Source organism: uncultured Nocardioides sp. (assembly GCF_947489365.1).
In the GTDB taxonomy this organism is placed as follows: domain Bacteria; phylum Actinomycetota; class Actinomycetes; order Propionibacteriales; family Nocardioidaceae; genus Nocardioides.
Genome location: NZ_CANLDB010000001.1, coordinates 554,406 through 572,768, shown reverse-complemented (window position 1 = coordinate 572,768; position 18,363 = coordinate 554,406). Strand labels below are relative to the sequence as shown.

Below are 18,363 nucleotides of genomic sequence, written 5' to 3'. Positions count from 1 at the left end.
GAGTCCCGCAGGAAGACACCCGGAGCGGGCTACGGCGTCTCGACGTCGGTGAGCTCGAGGAGCGGCTCGCCGGTGACGGCGTCCTCGACGCGGACGATGCCGAGGCCGGGGGCGTAGTAGCGGACGACGTCCTCGTCGACGTCCGCGCCCGTCGCGCGGTCGCGGGTGCTGACGGCCTCGACCTGGCCGCCGAGGGCGTCGACGCGGTCGTCGAGCTCGAGCACCTCGACCGTCGTCGTCAGCGCCTCGGACTCCTGCTGGAGCCACGCGTCGCCGACGCGGGGGCGGGCCGGGAGCAGGAGGCCGGCCTCGGCGCCGTCCGTCCCGGCCTCCCAGGACCGTCCGTCGCCCTCGAGGACCTCACGGCCGAACGACCAGACGTTGCCGTCGGTGTCCTGGGCGAACGACGAGCGTCGCTCCCCCACGGTCCGGCCGCGGCGGTCCCGCAGCACGCGCCGCACGGTGGTCACCTCGACGCCGTCGACGAGGTCGGTGCCGTCGACGCTCAGCTCGACGGTGCTGCCCTCGGGGCCCTCGTAGGTCCACGTGGGGTCGTCGGCGAGCGGGAAGAGGGGGTGGTCGACCTCTGCGGTGAAGTCGTACGGGTCGGGGTCCGGCGTGGGGATCGTCAGGCCGTCGACGCCGGCGGTCGGGCTCACCGGCGGGGTGCCGCCGCAGCCGCCGAGGAGCAGCGCCGCGGCGAGGGCCGCCGCTGCCGCCGTGCCGCGCCGTCGGCCGTGGTCGCTCATGAGCGCAGTGTCCCAGAGCGCACGGACCCGTCCGTGGAGCGTGTCCACGCGCTGCTAGGTTCGCGGGCGGACCACCACCCAGCCCGCGGGCCCTGACGGGTCCGCACCACGGAGGAGTACGTCGTGAGCGCAGCCCCCTTCAAGGTCGCCGTCACCGGTGCCGCCGGTCAGATCGGCTACAGCCTGCTGTTCCGCCTGGCGAGTGGGGCCCTGCTCGGCCCGGACCGCCCCGTGGAGCTGCGGCTGCTCGAGATCACCCCGGCGCTGAAGGCGCTCGAGGGCGTCGTCATGGAGCTCGACGACTGCGCGTTCCCGACGCTGGCCGGCGTCGAGATCGGCGACGACGCCGAGAAGGTCTTCGACGGCGTGAACCTCGCCCTGCTGGTCGGCGCCCGCCCCCGCACGAAGGGCATGGAGCGCGGCGACCTCCTCGAGGCCAACGGCGCGATCTTCACCGCCCAGGGCAAGGCGCTCAACAAGGTCGCCGCGGACGACGTCCGTATCGGCGTCACCGGCAACCCGGCGAACACCAACGCCCTGATCGCCTGCACGAACGCCCCCGACATCGCCGACGAGCGGTTCTCGGCGCTCACCCGCCTCGACCACAACCGGGCCATCAGCCAGCTCGCCGCCAAGACCGGCGCCCCGGTGACCGACATCAGCCACATGACCATCTGGGGCAACCACTCGGCCACGCAGTACCCGGACCTGTTCCACGCCCGGGTCGGCGGCCGCAACGCCGCCGAGGTCGTCGGCGACCAGTCCTGGATCGAGGACGACTTCATCCCCACCGTCGCCAAGCGCGGCGCGGCCATCATCGAGGCCCGCGGTTCCTCCTCGGCCGCCTCCGCCGCCTCCGCGACTATCGACGCCGCCCGCGACTGGCTGACCGGCTCCGCCGCCGACGACTGGGTCTCGATGGCCGTCGTCTCCGACGGCAGCTACGACGTCCCCGCCGGCATCGTGTCGTCCTTCCCGGTCACCACGAGCAACGGCGACTGGGAGATCGTGCAGGGTCTCGAGATCGACGAGTTCTCCCGTACCCGCATCGACGCCTCGGTCGCCGAGCTCACCGAGGAGCGCGACGCCGTGAAGGGCCTCGGGCTCATCTGAGGCCCGTCCGCCCCTCGGGGCGGACCCGGACGACGCCCAGCCGGGTGGTCCGTGACGTCTTGCACCGTCGTACCGCCGGTCGCGGGTGCAGAACGTCACGGACTACCCGGCTGTCCTGTGTCCACAGCCCGGGCCCGCCGACGCGGGTAGTCCCCTGAGCAACCGTCGTGCGACGGGGCCCGGCGGAGCAGTTCCTCAGGGGACTACCCGCCACCGACCCCGGCGACCTGTGGACGAGCGGGGCTAGCGGGGCTGGCAGGACGCGTCGCTCAGACGGGCTGGTCGGGGATCGAGTAGGTCAGGAAGATCAGCGACCCGCCGATGACCGTGAGCAGCACGGCGTCGAAGGCGCGGTGGCGTACGGCGAGCATGCCGGCGTCCTTGCTGGGCAGCAGCAGGCGCAGCGACGCCGCCGCGAGCAGCGCCCCCGCGAGGACCCGCACCCCGCTGCGCCACGGGCCGAGGCCGACGATCGCGATGCCGACCGCGGTGGCCGCCATCACGAGCAGGTAGAGCGCGCCCCCGACCGTCGACGGGTAGAGCCGCGGCGGGCGGTCGGGCTCGTCGTCGGGGGCGGGTGGGGGGCTCGCGTCGGTCATCGGGTGCGCGGTCACCCTGCCGGGTGCTGGGCCGACTGCTGGACGGACCGCTCGGCGAGCGACACGACGTTCTCCAGCAGCATCGCGCGCGTCATCGGGCCGACCCCGCCGGGGTTCGGGGAGACCCAGCCCGCCACGTCCCACACGTCGTCGGCGACGTCGCCGGCGATCGTGCCGTCCACGCGGGAGACCCCGACGTCGAGGACGGCGGCGCCCGGCTTGACCATGTCGCCGCGGATGATCCCGGGGACGCCGGCCGCGGCGACGACCACGTCGGCGTTGCGCACGTGCGCGGCCAGGTCGCGGGTGCCGGTGTGGCACAGCGTCGCGGTCGCGTTCTCGCTACGCCGGGTCAGGAGGAGGCCGAGGGGGCGTCCGACGGTCAGGCCGCGACCGACGACGACGACCTCGGCGCCGGCGAGCTCCACGCCGTGGCGCCGGAGCAGGTCGAGGCACCCGACCGGGGTGCACGGCAGCGGGCCGGGCTCGCCGAGCACGAGCTTGCCGAGGTTGACGGGGTGGAGGCCGTCGACGTCCTTGTCCGGCGAGACCCGCGACAGCAGCCGGAACTCGTCGAGGCCGGTGGGCTGCTGGACGATGAAGCCGGTGACGCGGTCGTCGGCGTTGAGGTCGTCGATCAGGGCCTCGACCTCGGCCTGCGGGGTGCCGGTCGGCAGGTCGTGGCGGAACGACTCGATGCCGACCTTCGCGCAGTCCTTGTGCTTCGCCCCGACGTACCACTGGTTGCCGGGGTCCTCCCCCACCATGACGGTGGCCAGGCCGGGCACGACCCCGCGCTCGCGCAGGGCCGCCACCCGGCCGCGGAGCTCGTCGAGGATGGTGGCGAGGGTCGCCTTGCCGTCGAGGGTCTGCGCGGTCATGACGGTGCTCCTGGGGATCTCGGGAGGATCGGGCTGAGTGGGCTCAGTGGGCGAAGTGGCGCGTGCCGGTGAAGTACATCGTCACGCCCGCGGCGTTCGCCGCGTCGATCGTGAGCTGGTCGCGCTTCGACCCGCCCGGCTGCACGATCGCGCGGACGCCGGCGTCGATGAGCACCTGGGGGCCGTCCTCGAAGGGGAAGAAGGCGTCGGAGGCGGCGACCGAGCCGGCGGCCCGGTCGCCGGCGCGCTCGACGGCCAGGCGGCAGGAGTCCACGCGGTTCACCTGGCCCATGCCGACCCCCACGGACGCGCCGTCGGTGGCGAGCAGGATCGCGTTCGACTTCACCGCGCGCACCGCACGCCAGGCGAAGGCGAGGTCGGCGAGGACCTCGTCGGACGCGGCCTCCCCGGTCGCGAGCGTCCAGCCGGAGACGTCGTCGCCGTCGGCCTGGAACACGTCGCGCTCCTGGGCGAGCTCCCCGCCGGAGATCGGACGACGCTCCAGGGGCGCGGCCGGCGGGGCCTCGCAGCGCAGGATCCGCAGGTTCTTCTTCGCGGCCAGCACCTCGACGGCGCCGTCCTCGTACGCCGGCGCGACGAGCACCTCGGTGAAGACCTCGGCGACCTGGGTCGCCATCGCGACGCTCACCGGGCGGTTGGTGGCGATGACGCCGCCGAACGCGGACGTCGAGTCGCAGGCGTGGGCCCGGGCGTGGGCCTCGGCGACGTCCTCACCGACCGCGATGCCGCAGGGGTTGGCGTGCTTGATGATCGCGACGGCGGGCCGGTCGTGGTCGTGCGCGGCCCGCCAGGCGGCGTCGGTGTCGACGTAGTTGTTGTACGACATCTCCTTGCCGCCCAGCTGCTCGGCCTGGGCGAGCCCGCCGGTGCCGTCGAGGTAGAGCGCGGCCTGCTGGTGGGGGTTCTCGCCGTACCGCAGGGTGCTGCCGAGCTGCAGCGCGGTGCCGCCGAACGCGGGCCACGCGTCGGGGGTGACCTGCCGGGCGAACCACTCCGCGACCGCGACGTCGTACGCCGCGGTGTGGGCGAACGCCTCCGCGGCGAGGCGGCGGCGCTGCTCCAGGGTGAACCCGCCGGCGGCGAGGGCATCCAGGGTCGCGGCGTACGACGCGGGGCTGGTGACGATCGCGACGGAGGGGTGGTTCTTCGCGGCCGCGCGGACCATCGAGGGCCCGCCGATGTCGATCTGCTCCACGCACTCGTCGAAGCCGGCGCCGGAGGCGACGGTGTCGGTGAAGGGGTAGAGGTTCGACACGACGAGGTCGAACGGTGCGACGCCGAGGTCCTCGAGCTGGCTCACGTGGTCGGGCAGGCGGCGGTCGGCGAGGATCCCCGCGTGCACCCGGGGGTGCAGCGTCTTGACCCGGCCGTCGAGGCACTCGGGAAAGCCGGTGAGGTCCTCGACTTTGGTCACCGGCAGTCCCAGCGACTCGATGAGGCGGGCGGAGCCGCCGGTCGAGACGAGCTCGACGCCGCCGTCGGCGAGGCCGCGGACGAGGTCCTCGAGGCCGGACTTGTCGTAGACCGAGACCAGCGCGCGGCGCAGCGGGACGCGGGCGTCACCGGTGGTGGTGACGGTGTCGGGGGTGCTCATGGGCCGGTGGTGACCTTCCTGTCGAGACCCTCTCGGGCCAGTCGGCCGACGTGCTCGACGAGCATCGCCTGCTCCGCGGTCTTGATGCGGGCGTGGAGGGTGGCCTCGTCGTCGCCGTCCAGGACGGGCACGGCGGTCTGGGCGAGGATCGGGCCGGTGTCGACCCCGGCGTCGACGACGAACAGCGTGGCGCCGGTGACCTTGACCCCGTGGGCCAGGGCGTCCGCGACGCCGTGCATGCCGGGGAACGACGGCAGCAGCGCGGGGTGGGTGTTGAGGTAGCGGCCGCCGAACTCCGCGAGGAACGCGGGTCCGGCGAGCTTCATGAACCCCGCGGAGACGACCAGGTCGGGCTCGTGGGACGCGACGGTCCCCGCCATGGCGGCGTCCCAGTCCTCGCGGCTCGGGTGGTCGGCGACGCGGTGGACGAAGGTCGGCAGGCCGGCGGCCTCGGCGCGCTCCTGCGCCAGCGTGCCGTGCCGGTCGGCGCCGACGGCGACGACGCGGGCGCCGTACGACGGGTCCGCGCAGGCGTCGAGGAGGGCTGCGAGGTTGGTGCCGGTGCCGGAGACGAGCACGACGAGTCGCGCGGGGCTTCGCGAGGGCACCGGGTCACTGTAGTGGCGTACGACCGACCCGGGTCCGGCGGTGCATGGGTGGTGCCGGGCGGAGGTCAGACGGTGGCGCGGCGGTGGCGCCAGGTCGCCAGGACGCCGCCGAGGAGCCCGCCGAGCCCCAGGCTCGGCACGGCGTGCAGCAGCACCGCGAACGGCGCGGGGCCGATCTCGGTCATCCGGCCCGGGCCCACCGCTCCCCCGGCGAGCCAGGCGAGCACACCGAGCGCGAGACCGGCGAGCAGGCCCGCGGCGCAGCCGCGCATCGCGCCCTCGTCCCAGCGCGCCGTGGGGTGACGGCGCAGGGTCCGGGCGACGGCCCAGACGGCGACCAGGGGCAGCACGCCGAGCGCGGCCGCCGACCACGGCGTGGGGTCGCCGCCGGCCGGCACGGCGCCGGCGAGGGGGAACAGCGGCAGCGGCCCGACCACGACGAGGCCGGGCGAGACGAGGGTCTGCGTGCCGACCGCGAAGCCGGGGCCCAGCAGCCACGACGAGGCGTACGCCGCCGCGTTCGGCAGCACGGCCAGGCAGACCACGAGGAGGGCCACGGCCTCCCCGGTGCCGGTGTGCAGGCGGGAGAAGACGTTGACGACGTCGTCGAACGCGAGGACGACCGCCGCGAGGACGGTGAGCACGGAGGCCACCGCGACGGCGACCAGCAGGCGGCCGCAGGCGGCGACGGCCGCGGGGACGGCGGGCGGGAGCTGGCTGGCCCACAGCGCGGCCCGACCGGAGCCGACCGCGAGCCCGGGGGCGCCGACGACCAGCGAGAGCGCGAGGGCGCCGAGGACGGCGCGGCCGGTGGAGGGGCCCGCCTCGGGGGTGGCGGCGAGGACGACGGTCACGACCGCCACGGCGACGTACCCGGCGGAGAAGAGGACGGAGGCCAGGGGCACGGTCCAGTCCCGCTCGCCGTCGCCCAGCCGGTCGGCGTCGGGCCCGTGGCCGGCGAGCAGCTCCCCGGAGCGGACGGCGGCCCGCCACGTCGTCCACGCCGCGAGCGCGGTGAGGCCCAGCGGCACGAGGGTCACCAGGCTGCCCTGCACGGTGACGGCGGAGCCGTGGGCGACCAGCCAGGCGGTGGCCGCCGTCCGCAGGCCGTCACCGGGCGTGCCGTGCGCGCCGGAGTCGACGAGGAACCAGCCGAGCACGCCGAGCGCCAGGCACACCGTCAGCGTCGTCGCCGCCGCCAGGGCGCCGGCCAGCAGGGCGACCAGGGTCAGCGGACGGGGCACGGAGGCCGTCCAGGAGCCGGAGCCCGACGGGGTGGTCGCACCGGGGGTCGCCCCGGTCGCGGCGGCACCCTCGTCCCGGGTGCGGCCGGGGGTCGGCAGCAGGGAGGTCATGACCGCACATCCTGTCCGGGACGGCCCCCGGGCTCGGGGACCCACGCCGCGGCACGGCGTGGTTCGCCTGCGCGGGGGCCGGTCGGTACCGTGGACGGCTGCCATGACTTCCCCGCCCGACTTCGACGCGTTCTACGCCGAGGGCCGGCACCGCCTGCTCGTCCAGACGTGGGCCCTGACCGGTGACCTCCCGGCGTCGCGCCGTGCTGTCCGCGACGCCTACGTCGCCGCCTGGCACCGCTGGCGGAAGGTCTCGCGGCACGAGGACCCCGAGAGCGCCGTACGACCGCAGGCCTGGGCGTCCGCACTCCGCCGGAGCACCACCCGCCCGTGGCACCGCGAGCGCGGCCTGGACGACGAGGTGCGGGCGACGCTGGAGGCCCTCGCCAAGCTGAGCCTGACGCAGCGCAAGGTGCTGATCCTCACCCACCAGGCGTCGCGGACGCTGCCGGAGATCGCGCAGGAGCTCGGGCTGGTCCTGGCGACGGTGGAGCGGGAGCTGCAGTCCGCGACGGCGAACCTGTCGCTGCACCGGGGCGTGCCGTCCACGTCGGTGAGCGTGCTGTTCGAGCCCCTCTCAGCGGCCGTGGAGAAGGTCCGCTGGCCCCGGGTGACCATCGTGCGACGGGCCGGGACGACTCGCCGGCGGCTGCACGTCGCCGCGGGGGCCGCCCTCACCACGGGCGCCCTGGTGGCGAGCGGGGTGCTGGTGACCGACCAGGACGGCCTGCGCCCCTCGCTGGAGACCGAGCGCCTCGCCGGCATCACCGGCGGCGCCGGTGCCCGCCAGGCGGCCGACCGCGACCCCGGCCTCGAGCCCGCGCGGCTCCTGGGCCGCGAGCAGGTCGCCCGGCTGTCCCCCGACCGGCCCTGGCGGATGCGGGACACCAGCGACAACACCACCGGCGACGGCCTCGTGCTGCCGTGCCAGTCCGCGCGGTACGCCGACCCGGACGGCGACGACGCCCTCGTCCGGCAGTTCCGCAGCGTGCTGCCCGAGGGCGAGGAGCAGGCGGGGGCTCCCCGCATCGACGTGACCCAGCTCGTGGAGATGTCGCGCTCCGAGGACGAGGCGCGCGCGGCGTACCGGACGACGGCCCGCTGGTTCGCCGCCTGCGGCGCCGACCGGGTGCAGCTGCTGGCCACCGAGAAGGTGTCGGACGTCGGCGAGCAGGCGACGCTCTTCGTCCTGCGCTCGTACGACGACCCGGTGACGACCCACACCGTCACCCTCGCCCGCTCGGGCCGGACCGTGTCGACGCTGGCGCGGTCCGTGCAGAGCGACGCGGACCCGGTCCGCGAACCCCTGACCACGCTGCTGGCCACGGCCGTCAACGGGCTGTGCGGTCTGGACGGCACCGGCCGGTGCGCCGGGCCGCCGTCCTCGGAGACCACCGAGCCGCTGTCGCTCGGCGGGCCCGCCGGCGGGATGCTCGGCACGCTCGACCTGCCCCCCGTCGCCGACGTCGACCAGCCGTGGGTCGCCACCGACCCCGCCCCCGCCGACGTCAACGTCGCGGCGACCAGCTGCGACGAGACCGACTTCTCCGCCGAGCCGATCACCGACGACGTCACCCGCACGTTCCTGGTGCCCGAGGGTGACCTGCCCGACGAGTTCGGGCTGACCGAGACCGTCGGCCTCTTCCCCCGCGACGTCGGCGCCCAGGACTTCGTCGCCGGCGTCCGCGGCCGCATGGACGCCTGCGAGGAGGACCAGCTCGGCTCGGAGGTCGAGCTGATCCTCGACGAGTCCGACGACACCGGGCAGCGCCTCGCCTGGCGCGTCACCACCGAGCTGTCGGAGGACCGCACCGTCGAGTTCCTCATGGGCTTCGTCCGCAACGGCCGCGCCGTCGGGCAGGTCGGCTACGTCCCGGCCGGCACCGCCGTCGACCAGCAGGCCTTCACCGACCTCGTCACCCGCGCCCAGGTGCGCCTCGGGGCGACGAAGGGCCTCTGAGTCGGCGCTCCGCCACCGGTGGTCGAGGAGCGGGATCTCCGGACGGCCCGTCGGACGCGACGAGGCCCGGACGCCGTGCGGCGTCCGGGCCCCGTCGTCGTCCGAGGTGGTGCTCAGCGGGACTGCAGGATCTCCCGCATCAGGCTGGCGGTCTCGGACGGCGTCTTGCCGACCTTGACCCCGGCGGCCTCGAGGGCCTCCTTCTTGGCCTGGGCAGTGCCCGAGGAACCCGAGACGATGGCGCCGGCGTGGCCCATGGTCTTGCCCTCGGGGGCGGTGAAGCCCGCGACGTAGCCGACGACCGGCTTGGTGACGTTGGCCTTGATGTAGTCGGCGGCACGCTCCTCGGCGTCGCCGCCGATCTCGCCGATCATCACGATGGCCTCGGTGTCGGGGTCCGCCTCGAACGCCGCGAGGGCGTCGATGTGCGTCGTCCCGATGACCGGGTCGCCGCCGATCCCGATGGCGGTCGAGAAGCCGAAGTCCCGCAGCTCGAACATCATCTGGTAGGTCAGCGTGCCGGACTTGGAGACCAGGCCGACCGGGCCCTTGCCGGCGATGGTGGCGGGCGTGATGCCGGCCAGCGCCTCGCCGGGCGTGATGATGCCCGGGCAGTTCGGCCCGATCATGCGCGTGGAGTTGCCGTCGAGGTAGGCGAACACCTCGGCGGTGTCCTGCACCGGGACGCCCTCGGTGATGACCACGAGCAGGCCGATGCCGGCGTCGATGGCCTCGATGCAGGCGTCCTTGGTGAACGCGGGCGGGACGAAGGCGACCGAGACGTCGGCACCGGTCTCCTTCATGGCCTCGGCCACGGAGCCGAAGACGGGGAGCTCGACGTCGTTGCCGTCGGCGTCCTTGTGGGAGACCGTCGTGCCCGCCTTGCGGGCGTTGACGCCGCCGACGACGTTGGTGCCGGCCTTGAGCATGAGAGCGGTGTGCTTGGTGCCCTCACCGCCGGTGATGCCCTGGACGATGACGGTGGAGCCGGAGTTCAGGAAGATCGACATTGGTCAGGCCCTCACTTCGCCGCGTGAGCGAGCTCGGCGGCCTTGTCGGCCGCGCCGTCCATGGTCTCGACGAGGGTGACGAGCGGGTGGTTCCGCTCGTCGAGGATCCGCCGTCCCTCCTCGACGTTGTTGCCGTCCAGCCGGACGACGAGGGGCTTGGTGGCGTCGTCGCCGAGGATGTCGAGCGCGCCGACGATCCCGTTGGCGACGGCGTCGCAGGACGTGATGCCGCCGAAGACGTTCACGAACACGCTCTTGACCTGCTCGTCGCCGAGGATGACGTCGAGCCCGTCGGCCATGACCTGCGCCGAGGCGCCGCCGCCGATGTCGAGGAAGTTCGCCGGGGTGACGCCGCCGTGGGCCTCGCCGGCGTACGCGACGACGTCCAGGGTGCTCATGACCAGGCCGGCACCGTTGCCGATGATCCCGACCGCGCCGTCGAGCTTGACGTAGTTCAGGCCCTTCTCCTTGGCCTTCGCCTCGAGCGGGTCGGCCGCGGCCTCGTCGGTGAACGACGCGTGCTCGGGGTGGCGGAAGTCGGCGTTGTCGTCGAGGGAGACCTTGCCGTCCAGCGCCTCGAGGGTGTCCCCGGCCAGGCGGGCCAGCGGGTTGACCTCGACGAGGGTGGCGTCCTCCTCGGTGAACACGGTCCACAGCGACTGCACCATGGCGACCGCCTGGTCGGTGAGGACGTCGGGGAACCCGGCCTCGGCGACGATCTCGCGGGCCTTGGCCTCGTCGACGCCGGTGCCCGGGTCGATGGCGATCTGCTTCACCGCGTCGGGGTTGGTCTTGGCGACCTCCTCGATCTCCACCCCGCCCTCGACGCTGGCGATGCAGAGGTAGCGGCGGTTCGCGCGGTCGAGCAGGAAGGAGAAGTAGTACTCCTCCTCGATGCTCGCCGCGGGGGCGATCAGCACCCGGTGGACGGTGAGGCCCTTGATCTCCATGCCGAGGATCGCCTCGGCGTGCTGCCGGGCCTCCTCGGGGGTCTTGGCCAGCTTCACGCCGCCGGCCTTGCCGCGGCCTCCGGCCTTGACCTGGGCCTTGACGACGCAGGTCCCCATCCGCTCGGCCGCGGCCTGGGCCTCCTCGGGCGTGGTCGCGACCTCGCCGGCGGTGACCGCCACTCCGTGCTTGGCGAAGAGCTCCTTCGCCTGGTACTCCATCAGGTCCACGTCTGCATCCCGTCGGTGTGTCCGTGGCGCTCCGTACGCTCCGCACGGGCGCTCTGGTCCGTCCGGCACCCTAGTCCGGTCCCGGGTTGCCCGGCCACGGCGGGGACACGCCCGGGCACGTGGCCTCGGTCACTCCGGGCCCCGGACCCGTGACGACACCCGGTGCTCACCGTTGGTCCACATGATCGTCGTGGGGGATTTCGGTCCGCGTGGCACCTCGGTTACAGTCGGTCGTCGCCGTGCCGTTCCCCCGCGAGCACGCTGCCCCCGCACCCGAGCTTGCAAGGGATCCACCTGCCCATGGGCAACCACCGAGCAGACCGCCGCGGCCCTCGCCGCGCAGACTCCTCGGCGACTCCTCCGGCCCGTCAGGCCGGTGGCAAGCGCAGGGCCGAGCGCCCTGCCACCGCCAGCCGTGGCGGCGTCGTCCGAGCCCTGCCCTCCGCACCGCTGCTGGTCGGCGTGACCGCGCTCGCCGTCTCCGGCGCCGGTGCCGTGACCGCGGGCAGCGTCGACAGCGCCGACGTCGTCGCCTCCGACCTGGGCCAGTACGCCCCGGCGAACGCGACCAGCGGCACGAGCGGCACCGCGAGCAGCGACCTGCTGCGCTCGCGCCAGGCCGCCGTCTCCCGCGACTCCGCCCGCGACGCCCTCGAGGACGCCGCGGACGACAAGGAGGTCGCCGCCGCCGAGCGCCAGGCCGAGCAGCGCAACGCCGCTCTCCAGCAGTTCGCCCAGCAGGCCGAGGAGCAGGCCGACGAGCTCGCCCTGAACCGCTGGGTCCTCCCGGTGACCGGCTACCGCATCACGAACACCTTCGGACTCGCCCGCTCGTACTACTCCTCCGGCTACCACACCGGCCTGGACTTCGCGGCGTCGATCGGCACCCCGATCGTCGCGGTCGCGAACGGCACCGTGACCGAGACCGGGTACGACGGCGCGTACGGCAACAAGACCGTCATCACGCTCGACGACGGCACCGAGCTCTGGTTCTGCCACCAGACGTCGATCGACGTCCAGACCGGCGACACCGTCGCCGCGGGCGACCAGATCGGCACCGTCGGCTCGACCGGCAACTCCACCGGCCCCCACCTGCACCTCGAGGTGCGCCCCGGCGCCGGTGACCCCGTGGACCCGGCCGAGGCTCTCGCCGTCCACGGCATCACGGTCTGATCCCGTAGGCGGGCGCGAGGAACGAGCGCCCGGCGTCACGGGATCAGATCGAGCAAGCGTCGCGACCGAGTGACGAGGTCGCGGCGGCGCGTCGAGATCTCGGTGAGGGGTCAGGCGTCCTGAGGCACGACGGGTTTCGAGGCTCGCTCCGCTCGCACCTCGACCACCGTGGCCTACAGCTTCTCGACCGGCGCGTACCGCAGGAGCAGGCGCTTGACGCCCTCGGAGCCGAAGTCGATGCTCGCGACGGTCTTGTCGCCGGAGCCCTCGACGGTGACGACCGAGCCCATGCCGAAGGAGTCGTGGATGACCCGGTCCCCCGGGTCCAGCGACGGGACGGCGCGCGACGGGCGTGACTTGGCGGCGGCGTCGGCACGGGCGGCCGCGCTCGAGAAGTTGCGGCGGCCGGCGGCGGTCGGGGCGCCGAGGCCCCGGGCGGCCGGTGACCACGAGGCCTGGTCGGGGCGTGACCACTGGGTCTGCGCGGCCTCGGTACGACGCCAGTCGACGAGGTCGACGGGCAGCTCGTCCAGGAACCGCGACGCCGGGTTGTGGGCCGGGGCGCCCCAGGCGGAGCGGACGACGGCGCGGGAGACGTAGAGCCGCTGGCGGGCGCGGGTGACCCCGACGTACGCCAGCCGGCGCTCCTCCTCGAGCTCCTTACGGTCACCGCCCAGCGCGCGCATGTGGGGGAAGATCCCGTCCTCCATGCCGGTGAGGAACACGACGGGGAACTCCAGCCCCTTCGCCGTGTGCAGCGTCATCAGGGTCACGACGCCCGGGTCCTCGCCGTCCTCGGCGTCCGGGGTGTCGGGGATCTGGTCGGTGTCGGCGACGAGCGCGACCCGCTCGAGGAAGTCCGCGAGGGTCGGGGCGACGTCCCCCGCCTCCACGTCGGCCGGGTCGGCCGAGGGGCCGGCGACCGGGTCCTCGGCGAACTCCCGCGCCACGGCGACGAGCTCGGCGAGATTCTCCACCCGGGTGTGGTCCTGCGGGTCCTCGGACTCCTCGAGCTCCTCGAGGTAGCCCGACCGGGCGAGGACGGTCTCCAGGACGACGTCCGCCCGCTCCCCCGCCTCGACCATCGCCTGCAGCTCCTCGACCATCGTCACGAAGCCCTGGATCGCCTTGAGCGACCGGGTCGCGACCCCGGGGGCCTCCTCCGCGCGCTGCAGCGCCTCGAAGAAGGTGATCCGCTCCCGCTCCGCGAACGCCTGGACGCAGGCCTCCGCGCGGTCACCGATGCCGCGCTTGGGGACGTTGAGGATGCGCCGCAGGGAGATCTCGTCGGCCGCGTTGACCAGCATCCGCAGGTAGGCCAGGGAGTCACGCACCTCGCGGCGCTCGTAGAATCGCACCCCGCCGACGACCTTGTACGGCTGCCCGGTGCGGATGAACACCTCCTCCATCACCCGGGACTGGGCGTTGGTGCGGTAGAACACCGCGACGTCGGCGGCGCGCACGTCGCCGGCGTCGGTGAGCCGGTCGATCTCCTCGGAGACGAAGCGGGCCTCGTCGCGCTCGTCGTCCCCGACGTAGCCGACGATCCTCTCGCCCTGACCGGAGTCCGACCACAGCCGCTTCTCGCGTCGGTCGCGGTTGCGGCCGATGACGGCGTTCGCGGCCTCCAGGATGGTCTGGGTCGAGCGGTAGTTCTGCTCCAGCAGGACGGTCTCGGCGTCGGGGAAGTCGGACTCGAAGTCGTTGATGTTGCGGATGTCGGCGCCGCGGAAGGCGTAGATCGATTGGTCGGCGTCGCCGACCACCATCAGCTCGCTCGGGGGCACGCGCGCGTCGACGTCGTCGTCCCCGCCGGTCTCGGGGTTGGGCGCGCACAGCTGGCCGATGAGGGCGTACTGGGCGTGGTTGGTGTCCTGGTACTCGTCGACCAGCACGTGGCGGAACCGGCGGCGGTAGACCTCGCGGACCTCGGGGTACGCCGACAGCAGCCGCACCGTCGTCATGATCAGGTCGTCGAAGTCGAGCGCGTGGGCGTCGCGCAGCCGCCGCTGGTAGACCGCGTACGCCTTCGCGTACGTCTCCTCCAGGGCGTTCTCGGCCGCCTTCGCGGCGTCGTCGGGGTCCTTGAGCTCGTTCTTGGCGTCCGAGACCCAGTTGAGGACGGCGCGCGGCGGGTAGCGCTTCACGTCGAGCTCGAGGTCCTGGCACACCAGCTGCATCAGCCGCCGGGAGTCGGCGGCGTCGTAGATCGAGAAGTTCGACTTGAAGCCGAGGACGTGGATCTCCTTGCGGAGGATCCGGACGCACGCGGAGTGGAACGTCGAGACCCACATGATCCGCGCCCGGTTGCCGACGAGCTCGCTGACACGTTCCTTCATCTCGGCGGCGGCCTTGTTGGTAAAGGTGATGGCCAGGATCGAGCCGGGGTGGGCGCCGCGCTCGGAGATCAGCCAGGCGATCCGTCGGGTCAGGACCCGGGTCTTCCCCGACCCCGCGCCGGCCACCACGAGCAGCGGCGTCCCGGCGTGCTGGACCGCCTCGCGCTGGGGGCCGTTCAGGCCCTCGAGCAGGGCCTCGCGGCTGGGCCCGGACCGCTGGGCGGTGCGCGACCCGGGCTCGCGGCGGGGCCCGTCGTACTCGAGACCGGGGAGGGTGTCGGTGTCGATGCCGGGAGACGTCATGAGACGCCCAGCCTACGTCCGCCCGCCGACACCCTCGCCGCGGCTCGACCCGGCTCAGGCGGCCGCCGCGGGCTCCTCCAGCGGACGCTTGGCGGGCAGTGCCTTGTCGGCCCGCGCGGGCCGGGCGGCGTCGCGCCGGCCCAGCTCGGCGACCTCGTCGAGCCAGGCGGCACGGCGGGCCTCGTCGCTGCCGTGGACGGCGCCGATGCGGGTCACCGCGACCTTCCGGAAGCCGCAGAAGCGCAGCGTGCTGCGGACGAGCTGGCGGACCGTCGAGTCCCCCATCAGCAGCCGCAACCACCACCCGGGCGAGTCGGTGGTGACCACGACGCGCGCCGTCCGACCCGCGAGCAGGCCCTGCGGGAGCCCGTTGTCGCGGTAGCGGTAGGCCCAGCCGCTCTCCAGGGTGCGGTCAAGGAAGCCCTTGAGCAGCGCCGGGACCGAGCCCCACCACACGGGCGCGACCACGACGACGTGGTCGGCGTCGACGAGGGCGTGCTGGGCGCGGACGAGGTCGGGCTCCAGCCGCTGCTCGCCGCGTCGGCCGGTGTGGAGGTCGGGGTCGAAGGCGAGGTCGCGCAGCGGGAGCAGCGTGACGTCGGCGCCGGCCGCGCGGGCGGCGTCGGCGTAGCGGTGGGCGAGGGAGGCGCAGAGGGAGTCGCGGCCGGGGTGGCCGTCGACGACGAGGATCCGGGACATGGGGTGAGCCTTTCTTGACACTGTAAAGATCAGGACGCACCCAGCGTCGGGTACGATCTTTCTCGTGTCAAGATCCCCGTCGACGAGCTATCACCACGGCGACCTCCGCGGCGCGCTCGTCGACGCGGCGGTGGCACTCGTGGAGGAGCACTCCCCCGCCCGCCTGAGCCTGCGCGAGGTCGCACGGGCCGCCGGCGTCAGCCACGCGGCGCCGTACCACCACTTCTCCGACCGCGGCGACCTGCTGAAGGCGGCCGGGGACCGGTGCATGGGTGACTTCCTCGCCGCCCAGGAGTCGGCGGTCGCGGCGCACGACGACCCGGACGCACGCCTGGTCGCCCTGGGCGAGGCCTACGTCGGGTACGCCGCGGCGCACCCCCACGCGTTCGCGCTCGTCTTCGACCCCGAGCTGTGCCCGCCCGGCGACCCGAGCCCCGAGCGGGCGGTCCTCATCACCCGCAACGAGGAGCTCCTGGCGGCGTGCGTCGTCGACCTGCTCGTCGCCCGCGGCCGCGACGTCGGGCACGCGCCCGCGCTCGCGAACGCGCTGTGGGGCACCGTCCACGGGCTCGCCGCCCTGGTCGGTGACGGCCACCTGCCGCTGGACGCCGTCGGCCCGGCGCTGGAGGCCCGTCTGACGCTCTAGGGATCCCGGCCGGGTCGACCTCAGCCCGAGGCGGCCTGCATCCGCAGGAACTCGAGGTGGGCCTCGTAGGCGTCCAGGACGTCGTCGATGAGCTGGGTCTTGGTGTACCCCATCACGTCGTAGCCCCGCCCGCCGTCCCGCAGGTGCACCTCGAGCCGGGAGTAGACGTCGGTCCCCCGCGACACGCGACCTCCGTAGGCCGGGACCGGGGCCGTGGTGTGGACCAGCGAGTACTCGAAGGGCAGCAGGTCACCCGCCGGCACGAGCAGTCGCACCGCCGGACGCTCGTCGTCGAGCGTCCCGGACTCCACCTCGGCGGCCACGCCCTGCTCCCGGAGCTCGCCGGCGACCTCCTCGAGGCCCGGGCGGGCCACGTCGGACACGAAGCGCTCGGCGTCGTCGATGTCGGGGAAGCTCATGGCCCGACGTACGCGGGCCTGCCACGGCACGTGCTGGCCACGATCGGTCGAGCTCCAGCTGCGCCCGGACAGCGCGCTGTTCAGGGCGCTGCCGCGACTGTCGACCACTCGTCCCTCGACACTCAGTGCACGCCACAAGCCCCACATCACCGCGATCATGACGAACGCGAAAGGCAGACCGACGATGACGGTGGCGTACTGGAGCGCGAAGATGTTGCCGGCCGACAGGATCGCCAGGGTCAGCGCCCCGGTGGCGGAGGCCCAGAAGATGCGCATCCAGGGCTTCCCGTCCGTCTCGGCGGTCGGGAGGTTCGAGGACAGGTTCGCCATGACGAGCGCGCCGGAGTCGGCCGACGTGACGTAGAACAGCAGGCCGACCAGGATCGCCAGTGAGGCCACCACGGGGAACGCCGGGTACTCCTGCAGCAGCGCCCACAGACCCTGGTCAGGCCCGGTCGCTGCGGACGCGACCGCCGTGAAGGCGTCGTTGCCGCTGCGGATCTCGTCGAGGGCCGCGTTGCCGAAGATGGTCACCCACATGACGATGTAGCTGAACGGCAGGATCATGGTGCCCGCCACGAACTGGCGGATCGTCCGACCGCGCGAGATCCGCGCCAGGAACAGCCCGACGAAGGCGGCCCACGCGATCCACCAGGCCCAGAAGAACAGGGTCCAGAAGCTCATCCAGTCGCCGGTGTCCTCGTAGGCGAAGTTCTGCATCGTCATGTCCGGGAACAGTCGGACGAAGTCCCCGACGTTCAGCACCGTGGCGTTGAGCAGGTAGGCCGTCTTTCCGGTGACCAGCACGAACACCGCGAGCAGGATCGCGAGCAGGACGTTGAGCTGGGAGATCCGCTTGATGCCCTTGTCGACACCGCTGACCGCCGAGAACGCGGCGACGCCGACGGCCAGGACGATCAGCGCGCTCTGCACGGCCAGTCCCTGGGGCAGGCCGAACACCAGCTGCAGGCCGACGTTCAGGCTGACGACGCCGATGCCGAGCGAGGTGGCGACTCCGAAGATGGTCCCGAGGGTGGCGGCGATGTCGGTCGCGTGCCCGATCGGCCCGTCCACACGGCGGCCGATCAGGGGGTAGAGCGCGGAGCGCACGGCCAGCGGCAGACCAAGCCGGTAGGAGAAGTAGGCCAGGGCCATGCCCATCAGGGCGTACATCCCCCAGCCGCTGATCCCGTAGTGGAAGAGCGTCCAGACCGTCGCCTCCCGCGCCGCCTCGACGGTCTCCGGCGTGGCCGTCGCCGTAGACGGCGGGGTCAGGTACTGGGTGACCGGCTCGTAGACGGAGTAGAACATCAGGTCGGTGCCGATGCCCGCCGCGAACAGCATCGCCGCCCAGGCGCCGGTGCTGAACTCCGGACGTGAGTGCTCCGGCCCGAGCCGCACCGAGCCGTAGCGACTGACGCCGAGGCCGATGACGAAGATCAGCACGGCCGTGGTCAGCGCGATGTAGTACCACCCGAACCAGGTCGAGACCCATCCCACCACCGAGCCGAGCGTCGCGTAGGCGTGGTCGGGCGCGAGGACGCACCAGAGGGTCACCGCGAGGGTGATGGCCGCGGACGTCACGAAGACCGGCCACTTGACGGTGGGGTCTCCCCCGGGACCCTCGGGGAGGGTCTCCTTGGCGGGAGGGCTGGCGAGGTCGGTCATCGTCGCTGTTCTCCTGTGTCGGGGGCGGCAGCATCATCGCGCGGATCG

The 18,363-nt window shown here is 73.5% G+C and carries 15 protein-coding genes; 4 read left to right on the top strand and 11 right to left on the bottom strand.

Going from position 1 to position 18,363, the window contains the following annotated elements; translation table 11 throughout:
• Nucleotides 1–29: 29 nt before the first annotated feature.
• Complete coding sequence (locus Q0858_RS02745; RefSeq protein WP_299050848.1) at nucleotides 30–749, bottom strand: hypothetical protein; 720 nt, start codon at nucleotides 747–749, stop codon at nucleotides 30–32.
• A gap of 123 nt (nucleotides 750–872) precedes the next feature.
• On the opposite strand from Q0858_RS02745, the gene Q0858_RS02740 reads away from it, so the two are divergent.
• Nucleotides 873–1,862, top strand: a complete 990-nt coding sequence (locus Q0858_RS02740) for a malate dehydrogenase (protein ID WP_299050846.1) — start codon at nucleotides 873–875, stop codon at nucleotides 1,860–1,862.
• A 269-nt stretch (nucleotides 1,863–2,131) separates the two neighbouring features.
• Here the strand turns inward: Q0858_RS02740 and Q0858_RS02735 are convergent, their stop codons facing one another.
• From Q0858_RS02735 to Q0858_RS02715, 5 genes are all read right to left on the bottom strand, one after another.
• Nucleotides 2,132–2,461 (bottom strand): DUF3017 domain-containing protein, encoded by a 330-nt coding sequence (locus Q0858_RS02735; protein WP_299050845.1) that lies wholly within the window; start codon nucleotides 2,459–2,461, stop codon nucleotides 2,132–2,134.
• Nucleotides 2,462–2,472: 11 nt separating this feature from the next.
• Complete coding sequence (locus tag Q0858_RS02730) at nucleotides 2,473–3,342, bottom strand: bifunctional methylenetetrahydrofolate dehydrogenase/methenyltetrahydrofolate cyclohydrolase (RefSeq protein WP_299050844.1); 870 nt, start codon at nucleotides 3,340–3,342, stop codon at nucleotides 2,473–2,475.
• Between the two features lie 43 nt (nucleotides 3,343–3,385).
• Entirely contained in the window at nucleotides 3,386–4,957 is a 1,572-nt protein-coding gene (gene purH / locus Q0858_RS02725; RefSeq protein ID WP_299050842.1) for a bifunctional phosphoribosylaminoimidazolecarboxamide formyltransferase/IMP cyclohydrolase, read from the bottom strand.
• Nucleotides 4,954–5,565, bottom strand: coding sequence for a phosphoribosylglycinamide formyltransferase (gene purN / locus Q0858_RS02720; protein WP_299050839.1), 612 nt, complete (start codon nucleotides 5,563–5,565; stop codon nucleotides 4,954–4,956). Before purN ends, purH begins: the two co-directional genes overlap by 4 nt.
• A gap of 65 nt (nucleotides 5,566–5,630) precedes the next feature.
• Nucleotides 5,631–6,920: a DUF6350 family protein gene (locus tag Q0858_RS02715; RefSeq protein WP_299050837.1), complete on the bottom strand. Its 1,290-nt coding sequence runs from the start codon at nucleotides 6,918–6,920 to the stop codon at nucleotides 5,631–5,633.
• Between the two features lie 103 nt (nucleotides 6,921–7,023).
• Here Q0858_RS02715 and Q0858_RS02710 point away from each other — a divergent pair, with 103 nt between their 5' ends.
• On the top strand, nucleotides 7,024–8,880 hold the full coding sequence (locus Q0858_RS02710) for a hypothetical protein (protein ID WP_299050834.1): 1,857 nt from the start codon (nucleotides 7,024–7,026) through the stop codon (nucleotides 8,878–8,880).
• A 113-nt stretch (nucleotides 8,881–8,993) separates the two neighbouring features.
• Here the strand turns inward: Q0858_RS02710 and sucD are convergent, their stop codons facing one another.
• Together sucD and sucC are read right to left on the bottom strand one after the other, a co-directional pair.
• Nucleotides 8,994–9,890 carry a succinate--CoA ligase subunit alpha gene (sucD, locus tag Q0858_RS02705; RefSeq protein ID WP_299050831.1) on the bottom strand — a complete coding sequence of 299 codons (897 nt, stop codon included), beginning with the start codon at nucleotides 9,888–9,890 and terminating at the stop codon, nucleotides 8,994–8,996.
• Between the two features lie 11 nt (nucleotides 9,891–9,901).
• The gene (sucC, locus tag Q0858_RS02700) at nucleotides 9,902–11,068 is read right to left on the bottom strand and encodes an ADP-forming succinate--CoA ligase subunit beta (RefSeq protein ID WP_299050828.1); all 1,167 of its coding nucleotides are present in this window, start codon (nucleotides 11,066–11,068) and stop codon (nucleotides 9,902–9,904) included.
• Between the two features lie 462 nt (nucleotides 11,069–11,530).
• Between sucC and Q0858_RS02695 the strand changes: the two genes are divergently transcribed.
• A complete protein-coding gene (locus Q0858_RS02695) occupies nucleotides 11,531–12,241 on the top strand; it encodes a M23 family metallopeptidase (RefSeq protein ID WP_299050825.1) in 711 nt (236 codons plus the stop codon).
• A 173-nt stretch (nucleotides 12,242–12,414) separates the two neighbouring features.
• Here Q0858_RS02695 and pcrA read toward each other — a convergent pair whose 3' ends face one another.
• Both pcrA and Q0858_RS02685 read right to left on the bottom strand, forming a co-directional pair.
• Complete coding sequence (gene pcrA, locus Q0858_RS02690; protein WP_299050822.1) at nucleotides 12,415–14,883, bottom strand: DNA helicase PcrA; 2,469 nt, start codon at nucleotides 14,881–14,883, stop codon at nucleotides 12,415–12,417.
• A 54-nt stretch (nucleotides 14,884–14,937) separates the two neighbouring features.
• A complete protein-coding gene (locus Q0858_RS02685) occupies nucleotides 14,938–15,582 on the bottom strand; it encodes an NAD(P)H-dependent oxidoreductase (protein ID WP_299050821.1) in 645 nt (214 codons plus the stop codon).
• Nucleotides 15,583–15,646: 64 nt separating this feature from the next.
• Between Q0858_RS02685 and Q0858_RS02680 the strand changes: the two genes are divergently transcribed.
• Nucleotides 15,647–16,228 carry a TetR/AcrR family transcriptional regulator gene (locus Q0858_RS02680; protein ID WP_299050820.1) on the top strand — a complete coding sequence of 194 codons (582 nt, stop codon included), beginning with the start codon at nucleotides 15,647–15,649 and terminating at the stop codon, nucleotides 16,226–16,228.
• Between the two features lie 20 nt (nucleotides 16,229–16,248).
• On the opposite strand, the gene betT is transcribed toward Q0858_RS02680, so the two are convergent.
• The gene (betT, locus tag Q0858_RS02675) at nucleotides 16,249–18,315 is read right to left on the bottom strand and encodes a choline BCCT transporter BetT (protein WP_299050818.1); all 2,067 of its coding nucleotides are present in this window, start codon (nucleotides 18,313–18,315) and stop codon (nucleotides 16,249–16,251) included.
• Between the last annotated feature and the right edge of the window lie 48 nt (nucleotides 18,316–18,363).